This is a genomic window from Leptospira perolatii, from assembly GCF_002811875.1.
GTDB lineage: Bacteria > Spirochaetota > Leptospiria > Leptospirales > Leptospiraceae > Leptospira_B > Leptospira_B perolatii.
Window position 1 is genome coordinate 20,739 of record NZ_NPDZ01000020.1, and the last position, 8,406, is coordinate 29,144.

6 protein-coding genes are annotated in these 8,406 nt (G+C 39.6%); 1 reads left to right on the forward strand and 5 read right to left on the reverse strand.

Annotated features, from left to right (window positions below):
* Nucleotides 1–78 precede the first annotated feature (78 nt).
* Nucleotides 79–891 (forward strand): Lp29 family lipoprotein, encoded by an 813-nt coding sequence (locus CH373_RS17780; RefSeq protein ID WP_100715381.1) that lies wholly within the window; start codon nucleotides 79–81, stop codon nucleotides 889–891.
* A 22-nt stretch (nucleotides 892–913) separates the two neighbouring features.
* On the opposite strand, the gene CH373_RS17785 is transcribed toward CH373_RS17780, so the two are convergent.
* The 5 genes from CH373_RS17785 to CH373_RS17805 form a co-directional block, all read right to left on the reverse strand.
* The gene (locus tag CH373_RS17785) at nucleotides 914–3,697 is read right to left on the reverse strand and encodes a TonB-dependent receptor plug domain-containing protein (protein ID WP_100715374.1); all 2,784 of its coding nucleotides are present in this window, start codon (nucleotides 3,695–3,697) and stop codon (nucleotides 914–916) included.
* Nucleotides 3,698–4,089: 392 nt separating this feature from the next.
* Nucleotides 4,090–4,386, reverse strand: a complete 297-nt coding sequence (locus CH373_RS17790) for a hypothetical protein (RefSeq protein WP_100715375.1) — start codon at nucleotides 4,384–4,386, stop codon at nucleotides 4,090–4,092.
* A 256-nt stretch (nucleotides 4,387–4,642) separates the two neighbouring features.
* A complete protein-coding gene (locus CH373_RS17795) occupies nucleotides 4,643–6,976 on the reverse strand; it encodes a DNA polymerase domain-containing protein (RefSeq protein WP_100715376.1) in 2,334 nt (777 codons plus the stop codon).
* Nucleotides 6,969–7,241 (reverse strand): DUF8156 family protein, encoded by a 273-nt coding sequence (locus CH373_RS17800; RefSeq protein ID WP_100715377.1) that lies wholly within the window; start codon nucleotides 7,239–7,241, stop codon nucleotides 6,969–6,971. The genes CH373_RS17795 and CH373_RS17800 overlap by 8 nt, the downstream gene beginning before the upstream one ends.
* An 11-nt stretch (nucleotides 7,242–7,252) precedes the next feature.
* The gene (locus tag CH373_RS17805; protein ID WP_100715378.1) at nucleotides 7,253–7,891 is read right to left on the reverse strand and encodes a hypothetical protein; all 639 of its coding nucleotides are present in this window, start codon (nucleotides 7,889–7,891) and stop codon (nucleotides 7,253–7,255) included.
* Nucleotides 7,892–8,406 lie beyond the last annotated feature (515 nt).

Consider the following 8,406-nt stretch of genomic DNA (forward strand, 5'->3'; position numbering starts at 1 on the left):
AATCAAATCGTCAGATAGAATTTTGATTTTCTAAATCGAAAACTTAGTAAAGATATTTCTCTCAGATTGGGTTCAAAAATGAATAGAATACTTTTTGTTTCTCTTATTCTTCCCTTATTTTTGGGATGCGCATCGAGATATAAATTTACACCGCCGAGTCCAGATTTCGTTCCTACAAAAGTGGATCGAAAATGGAAGGTCGCTTATTTAGGTTTCCATACTTTTAAATCATCCGTGCTCCGAAACCAAGATGGAACGATCGATTTTGAGGCCTTGATCGAACCTGGAATGAGATCCTTGCCCAGTCCTATACTCGGCACTTTTCCGAATCCCGAGGAACTGAAATCGACAGCGAATCGAAAGGATATTCCGGAAGACAAGGTCCAATCTTTTGCAAAAGACTATCTTTCTCAAGCCGGTCCTTCGGGAGTGAAAGAAATCGAAAAATTCGTGGAGATTCGTAAAGAAGGAGAAGCCTACAAGTATTCTCTGAAGACGCTTCCTTTCGATTATTATGTAATTGGAATACATGCACCGACGCTTGAGAAGACTTCAGCAAGTGTGGGGATGAATTTTGTAACGATCTTTAGTACTCTTTTTAGCGTTGTGACTTTGGGGATACTGCCTTCCTATGAATCCTACCAAGCTTATACAAAAGTAATTGTATATGATAAAAACTTAAATAAGGTGAAGGATTGGCAATACGATAATAGCTACACCGTTTGGAGGGCATTATGGATTTCCCCGAACCCGAAAGAGTGTAGCATCGGAAGTTTAGGTTGCCTCGGAATGTTTTCTCCTTCTGTTCAAACGAACCAGCCCTTAGTTTTTGCAGGCACGATTCCTAAAGTGCAAAGTGATTTGCAGGAATTTTTTGCCAAGAGTAAGTAAAGCACCTTAAAAGTAGTTAGGCTTAGAATCTAAGTTCTATTCCAAAATTTATGAACGGAATCTTATTTTTTCCCGCCTCGAAACCGTTTGAATTGATATAAGAAGTCTTAGGATTTTTCCCAGGTATATAAGGTACAAAGGCGATTAAATCACCGTTACTAACTGCGACCTGATTTCCGGTGATATTTACCAGTTCCAGGTAAAGAGTCATCTTTCCCCATTCAGTAGGTATGAATCTGTCGATTCTTAGATCGATTTGGTTGTATTGAGGAAGCCTCGCTGATCTACGGAGGTCAGAGTAAATAGGTGCGTAGAAAGTAATCGGACTGGCTCCGGGAGGAGGTGGTGGAAGAGGAGGCAGCCCGGCTCCTCCGCTCACGAGATCAATCACCTTTGAGTCAACGATCGGAGTATATGCATAATTTGTTAAATACGTAAATCTAATACCAATTTGACTGATATTTTTGTATTTCCACCCAGCGACTAAACTCAAAACGTGGGTTCTGTCCAAGTCATAGAGCTCTTCTTTGGAATTCTTAAATAGAAACTCCGTAGTTCCATCTTTATATACATTCGTATAGAAATAACGGCTTACGTCCTGAAACGCCAACTCTTTTCCAAGGTGAGCTGCAGTTCTGGCCATCTGCTCTTGAAAAGTAAGGTCGGGCTGGTTCCTATTTCGCTTAGAGACAGATTTGGTATAAGATAACCAGAAAAACAGACCGGTCTCGTTAGTTGGCTCTTTTTTTAGAAAGACTTCGATTCCTTCGGAAAATCCGGACATAGAATTTGAATATCGTAAATTGTGCGTTCTATATAGGGAAGGATCTGAATTAGGATTTAAAAACTCTAATTTAAGGTCCCGGTTCCTAGAAAACGGATCTTGAATATACGGATCTTCTACTACAAGATTTTTGAATGTGTTTCTAAATCCTTCTATCTTTAGGTTCCAAAGCTCGCTAATTTTTTGCTCAACTCCGATCTCGTAATGATCTGATTCTTCCATTTTAAGGTCAGGGTTCCCGGTTTTTACTGAATATCTACTTACGTCGCTCGGAGCCTGGTAATGCTTTCCATAACCCGCAAATAGTCTTGAGTTCGTGGGTTCGATTTCTTGACTAAAGGAGATCCTTGGAGCAGTTTTCCATTCTCCGGATCGATCGTAGAATTCTCTGCGAACCCCCAGATTTAAATTCGAGTTTCGTATTCTGAATCGATTCTCAAAAAAAGTACCTATCTGTCTTGTTTTTGTAGTATCTCCTTCTAAGACCGCACCGGTAATCGGGTCAGAAAAAATTAGGTTCTGTATATCGGTATAACGTGGGCTCGGATTGTACTTCGAAATATGACCTTTAAATCCGGAAAGTGTTTCTCTATACTGACCTCCGAAAGAAATTTTCCAGGTATTCTTTAAAATTTCAAAATCGGAGACGTTTTCAAAGTATCTCAAATCATAAAAGAAATCATTTCGAATCGTATTGATTTTTTCGTAAACGGAGGTGATGGTGCTCCTTTTTGCAGGATCTAATTCGAGCATTTCTGTGCTGTCTTCCGTAATTTCGGTAAAATAGTTTCGTGCTAAATTGAATACAGAAGTTAAACGCTGGATAGGTTTCCAGATATACTGCAATCCCTCTGTATGAAAATTTCTCTCTAGCTTAGAAGAATCAGGAAGTCCTTGAAAGCCAGCTTGTGCGGCTTGCTTCGGGCTATACTGTTCCAACGATTTAAAGGGATATCTTCTGTCTTTTGCTCCAAAAGCGTGGAGGGAAAAGGAATGTTCCCGATTTAACTCCCAAGATAACCTTGTTTGAAAATCACCGAAGTCGGATACCAAGGTTTTACCTGGCAGTAAATCGGGAACCCGGGAAAGAATTACGTTTGGATAATATTTTCTTCCTGATACGGAGACATTCACTTTTTCATTAATATTTTTGTAAAAATACGCATCCGTCAAAAAGGCGTTAATGTTAATTACGCTCAAATCCGATTCCCTTTTGTTTGGTCCTTCTATATTGATAATTCCTCCGGTTGCAAATCCGTATCTTGCCGAATAAGCTCCAGAATATATTTCTAATGTTCGAATTGCATTGTTATTGATGACGGATGATAATCCATCCGCGTGAAAGGGGTAGGTTAAAGGCAACCCGTTGAAAAAAAATTGGTTCGCCCTGGTTCCAGCGCCTCTCATTACCAGAAATCCTCTTTCGCTGTTCGGTTGATCTGGACTAGTTAGCACACGTGATCTAGTTAAACCTGTAAGCGCTGATTGAAAACTTGAACCGGTGTATGTCTGAAAGAGAGGCGTAATTCCCGGTAAAGACTGTATTGCTCTGACCGCGTCCCCATATCCTCCGGGCATTCTCACCGCTTCTTCCTGGCTGATCGAATAGGAAGGAGGCAAACCTTCTCTTTTGCCGATCACATTGATTCCATTTTTTTGCGAGTTAGTTTTTTCTCTTTTTTGAATATTGATTTGCTCAAAATTAGAACTTACAGTCGCGATTCGCTTTAGCTGCTCCTGTGAATAGAATAGCACTATAACTTCGTACTTTCCTGCCTGAGGCAAAATAAACTCCGCGTTAAAATCTTCTCCGATCACTTTCTGGTCAAAAAAACCTTCCCCCTTGACGGATATTTTTAGGGGCTTATCATCTGGCGAAACGACGGAAATTCTTAAGACTGTTTTGTCTTTGGCTGTAACCGGTTCGGTTGCGGCGGAAAAGACAGCGCAATATATGAGTATGAATTTGTAATTTATAAATTTATTATATACTATTTTAAGCTTCTTGTTTCTTTGGACCATGATGACCTTAGGACCTAGGCTGGAAGTTTTAGGTTCACAGTCAAAAAAAAGGTAGGAAAATTTTGTTAATACAGCATTAGTCGATTAACGTAGTATAGGCGAAAAAATTGACTTAAGATAATTTTCGAATTGGTTCGAAGGAAATACCTAAGTTAAAATAGAAATTCGGATTTTCGGAAATTTTCACGAGACTTTTGGCGGAGTTACTCAATGCGATGGATAGAATTATCTAAGGATATCGCTGGAATTGCCAAAGTACCACTTTATAGAAATTTCGAATCTGGAACAGTTCGGTTGATTGATGGTTCTAAGGGAGAAGGTGGATTGTGACTTGAGATTTGCTGAAGAAAAGAAAACACCCAGGGAGAGAAATTCCCTCCCTGGGAGTGAAGTTAATTTCGGAGTAAGGAGACTAGGACATCCTTTTTGGTCTTGGAGTTTGTTCCTACGGCATCGCAGACATGATAGTTAGATGCGCTTGGGCAGCTTCCGGTTCCACTAACCCGGCATCCTGCGTTTTCACATTTTTTCCTATTATCCCAGGTTTCTTCGCCATAGTATCTGCAGTAATCCCTGCAGGCATCACTCGAGCCTGAACCACAAAGGTAGCACCCGTCAGCAGACAAAGTAGCTGGCAGTGCCAAGGAAGTAAACAGAGCCAGAGAAGCTATGCACAAGAGTCGTTTCATTGTAAATCACCCAATTCATATTGAGCTGAATAATTTATTTCCATTTTTGAAGTGGGTCAAGTGCTTTTTGCCCCCCAATTCTTCAAATTCAAAGGGTTCGGCTGGAAATAAGATTTTCGCAGGGGTCAATGCTAAATGAAGGTTCGTAAATTATAAAGTAAATTTCGCAATAAAATAGAAAAATATTAAGTTAAATTTTAAAATATCTTTAATTAGTAATAAATAAATACGTTCATTATGAATATTTACTTTTCTGTTAGACAGAAACACGAGAAAAATCTTTTTCCCGGAAGGGGAGATACAATTGGTCATCGATCAAGGAATTGAAGTTCCAGAAGGAGGAAAATTCTACCCAAATTTCTTTAAAAGCGGAGAGTAAAAGCTTTCGATAAAAATCTACATCTATCTTTGGTGGTTTCTTTCTTGAGTTGGAATACATTTCTTCTTCGGTAATATATCGTATTCCTTTGGTTTTTGAGTTCCTATTCGAGACGATGTACCTTACTTTTTCTCCCGCTTGTACTTGTATGCCCATTTCACTGAGCTTATTGACGGAAAGAGCTGTAGCGTTGTCCACCTCGTATTCTTCTGATTCTCTGGACGCGGTTTTTCGAAGCAGCAGATCTTCCCAGAGGACTTGTCCTTTTGCGAGCAAAGTATCATATTTTTGGAATATTCTTAATATCTCCGATTCTGCGGACCTTAGTTCTCGAATGGTCTCTTTTCCTTTCATCCACTCGAGCATTTCGATTTGTGCGCTTTTGACAAACACAGGGAGATCTTTGCGCCGGGCACCGATTCCTCTGTACTTAAGTTCTCCCGTATTGAACCTTCCCATGTATCGATTGGCGACCGGCATTTCTGGATCCTGGGTCGAAGGGACAAAAACTACCCAGGAATAGATTCCATCTACGCTGATTTCTATATTCGTTTGTTTGAATATTTCAGAACAAATCTCGTCCAGTTCTAACTTGGAAAAAGCGGAGGAGTCGCTTTTTCGAATAAATATACTATCGGTAATTGCATGAATGAAAACATAGCCTCTTTCCTCGACGATTTCCTTTGCAGTCAGAAGTTTTTCCCGAGAAAACGCATTTACGCTTTCGTGACTTTCTAATCGTCCGAATTTTGCGTTTCTGTATCCTAAATATCCGAAGGAAGTGACGAGCATCCACTTAAGGCTGGCTTGTTTAGCTTTGTATTCTTCTGAGATCTTGCCCGTAGTTTCTTTTTCTCTTTTCTTATAGTATTTTCTCCTCTCTAATACGTGCTCCAAGGCTTCCGAAACCACTCCCAAGCGCTTGTTGCATATATGATAGCTGGCCTTTGGTACGACGGGAGCCGTAGGATCAGAGGAGCAGCAGGGACAGTTTACGCACTCCGGAGAAATATTGTGTAAAACCATTATGGTCGGATACATCTGAGCAAAATCCAATTGAGCCACATTTTCTGCGGTTTTTCCGTAGGAGACATCGGGCTGAAAAACCAAGCCGCCTTTATCTACTTCAAGTAATTGTAATGCAGTTTTGGGAGACTCTACTGCGCTTTTTTGCCAAGGAATTAGATAGCCTCTCCTAAACGCGACATCCGTTTCGATATAGGTAAGTGCTTTTCCTGTAGAAGCTCTGGCCATTCTTTGAACAGGCAATCTAGATAATCTTGCCAATTCGATAGTTCCCAGGAGTTCGGATTCTTTATATACAAAGCTATTGGAGGAATCGATATGCCATCTGCCGAATAAAGGATACGCCGGTGCTCTGAATACCATTACGCCGTACGTATTGTAACTTGTGCCTTTTGTTACTATATTACGACGTATTGGAGCTGTAACGTCTCTGTCTAACGCAGGAACAAAGCCTATCTTTTGCGCCTGCGTAAAAATATAAGGGAGAATATACTGGTCTCCATATGCAGAAAGTATAATATCCGGATCTTCTTCCTTTAATATAATGTCTAGCTTTTCCAAAATGATTCTCGGATTCGTAGAATATAACTCGTGTATTTTGCTTTTTGTTTCAATGATGATTGGATTTTCTTTTCTGATACCGATTCGGTGATTTTGCTTCATGTACATCTGAATCGTTTTAAGGGAGGGTAGCTGATACTCCAGGTCCGTCGGAAGGGTTTCGGATTTTATCTGTTGTATTATTTTTCCTTGAGGCGTGTCATTATATTGAATTTGAAGCTTACAAAGTGGATACAATCCTTTTTCGTACATGTATCCGGTCGATACATCAATGTCTGAATGATAAATATCGAATTTCCCATAAAGAGCATATAATTTTTTAGTAATCTTGTTGAGTATGGAAGGTTTGGAAATGATGAGTTTTAGAACAGGTACTGACCTATTTTCATAGAACAGCTTTCTGCTTTCGTACAAAGGAGGACTTGCTAGAGCATTCAATTGATAGAGACGACCGACTAGCTTTCTTAATAAATATTCTTCTCCTTTGGCATAAATGACAGGGCAATAAAAATCGTGAAAAAGATGAGGATGTCCTTCGAAATCCTTTATCCATACGTACATTCTTTCTTCAGCGTGATATATATCGAATAGGTAACCTTCCGCTATTTGCGGTTGGTCATTCATGTTTCTCAACCCTTGATTCTATTTTTGCTAATTCGTTCTTTAAATGTGTAATTTCCTTTTTCAATTCGATCATCATCGACAAGAGCATCGAGTCGATCGGATATGCGCTGGAAGCCATGACTCCTGCTTGGACTTGTAGTTTTGCAAATCTAATCAATTCATCGAAAATTTCTTGGTCAGGTTTGCGAAGTCCTCTACGAAATTCTTGGAGACTACCTTCCACATATTGAATTTGACGAGAGTAAGGTATAACTGTTCTGCCCACAAGCTCCTCCTTTAAAAATCTCCCAGAAATCCCATGGTAGGAGAAATCTGCTGCGAAGATGTTTTTCTTGTTTTAAGATATGCATAACCTTTCTCTACTCGTAGTTCCCAGAGATCAGAAGTAATTTCGGCTAGTTTAGGAAACAGAAGTCGAAATGTTGGATGCGAATAATTTAAAGATTCAACGATTAAGATCGGATAATTCAAAGAGTGTAGATCATCTAACAATATGAATAACTTATTTAAAAGAAATTTTCCTTCGTCTTCTCTCACGTCTGGATCAAAGAACTGTTTGCAAGGAGCTAGGAAAAAATAGATCGTGTTTCCGTCCCATTTATTCTTGGAAATATCTTGCACTGAATCTAGAATTTGATAAGGAGTGAAAGCTCTTCTCACTATGATCTGCTCTAAAAGAGGTTCAGGCGGGATATTTCTCCTTCGGGCTTGCTCGGTCAAAACGAATGGATTGAATCGAATCGCGCAGTCTAAATTGAACACGATCAAACCAGACGCTGCGAAATTATACTCCCAGAGCAGGGCTAGATTATAAATCCCTTCCTTGCCGGTCAGCATCCCGATTCCCTTTTTGTCCCAATCCAGCGTTGGCTGGTAGAGTTCGTCTTTTACGGAATATTCGATCGAGCGAGACATGCTATACTTAATATATGATATGTGAATATATGTAAAGTATAAATATGTTTAGAATAGAAATTTTCCGCTTTTTAAATGCATTCTGTCACTTAAGCGAGCTGTTTTGTTAAGCGAAAAGCGGACATTTCTATTATTATTGTCGCTTATCCGAATGTGTCTCCAAAGCGATTTACCCTAAATTGAATCGGGAAACTTTTGGAGTCCTGATATATTATTAAAACAGAATATTCTGAATATTTAAATTGCGTAAAGAAAGGAATACGTCCAGAGATCTGTCGGCAGATTTTTTTGGTCGCGGTGCAATAAAATTTGGGCTGTGAACGAGGATTCCGAAAGATTAATTTCAATTTAGGACTAAGTTGAAAATACTTTTGGATTCTCGAGAAAATTCCTTTTCCGAATATTGTAGGAGCTCCTACAAGAAATAGCGGAAGAAAAATCGCTGGAAAAAAAGAGAGATTCTGTATATACGGTCGACGATCGCTGCGGGTACCCGCCACCCACCCCCCACCCAA

What these genes read in the sequence shown, in the direction of transcription:
- CH373_RS17780 (WP_100715381.1), top strand. Translation starts at nt 79, where the DNA reads ATGAATAGAATACTTTTTGTTTCTCTTATTCTTCCCTTATTTTTGGGA.
- CH373_RS17785 (WP_100715374.1), bottom strand. Translation starts at nt 3,697, where the DNA reads ATGGTCCAAAGAAACAAGAAGCTTAAAATAGTATATAATAAATTTATA.
- CH373_RS17790 (WP_100715375.1), bottom strand. Translation starts at nt 4,386, where the DNA reads ATGAAACGACTCTTGTGCATAGCTTCTCTGGCTCTGTTTACTTCCTTG.
- CH373_RS17795 (WP_100715376.1), bottom strand. Translation starts at nt 6,976, where the DNA reads ATGAATGACCAACCGCAAATAGCGGAAGGTTACCTATTCGATATATAT.
- CH373_RS17805 (WP_100715378.1), bottom strand. Translation starts at nt 7,891, where the DNA reads ATGTCTCGCTCGATCGAATATTCCGTAAAAGACGAACTCTACCAGCCA.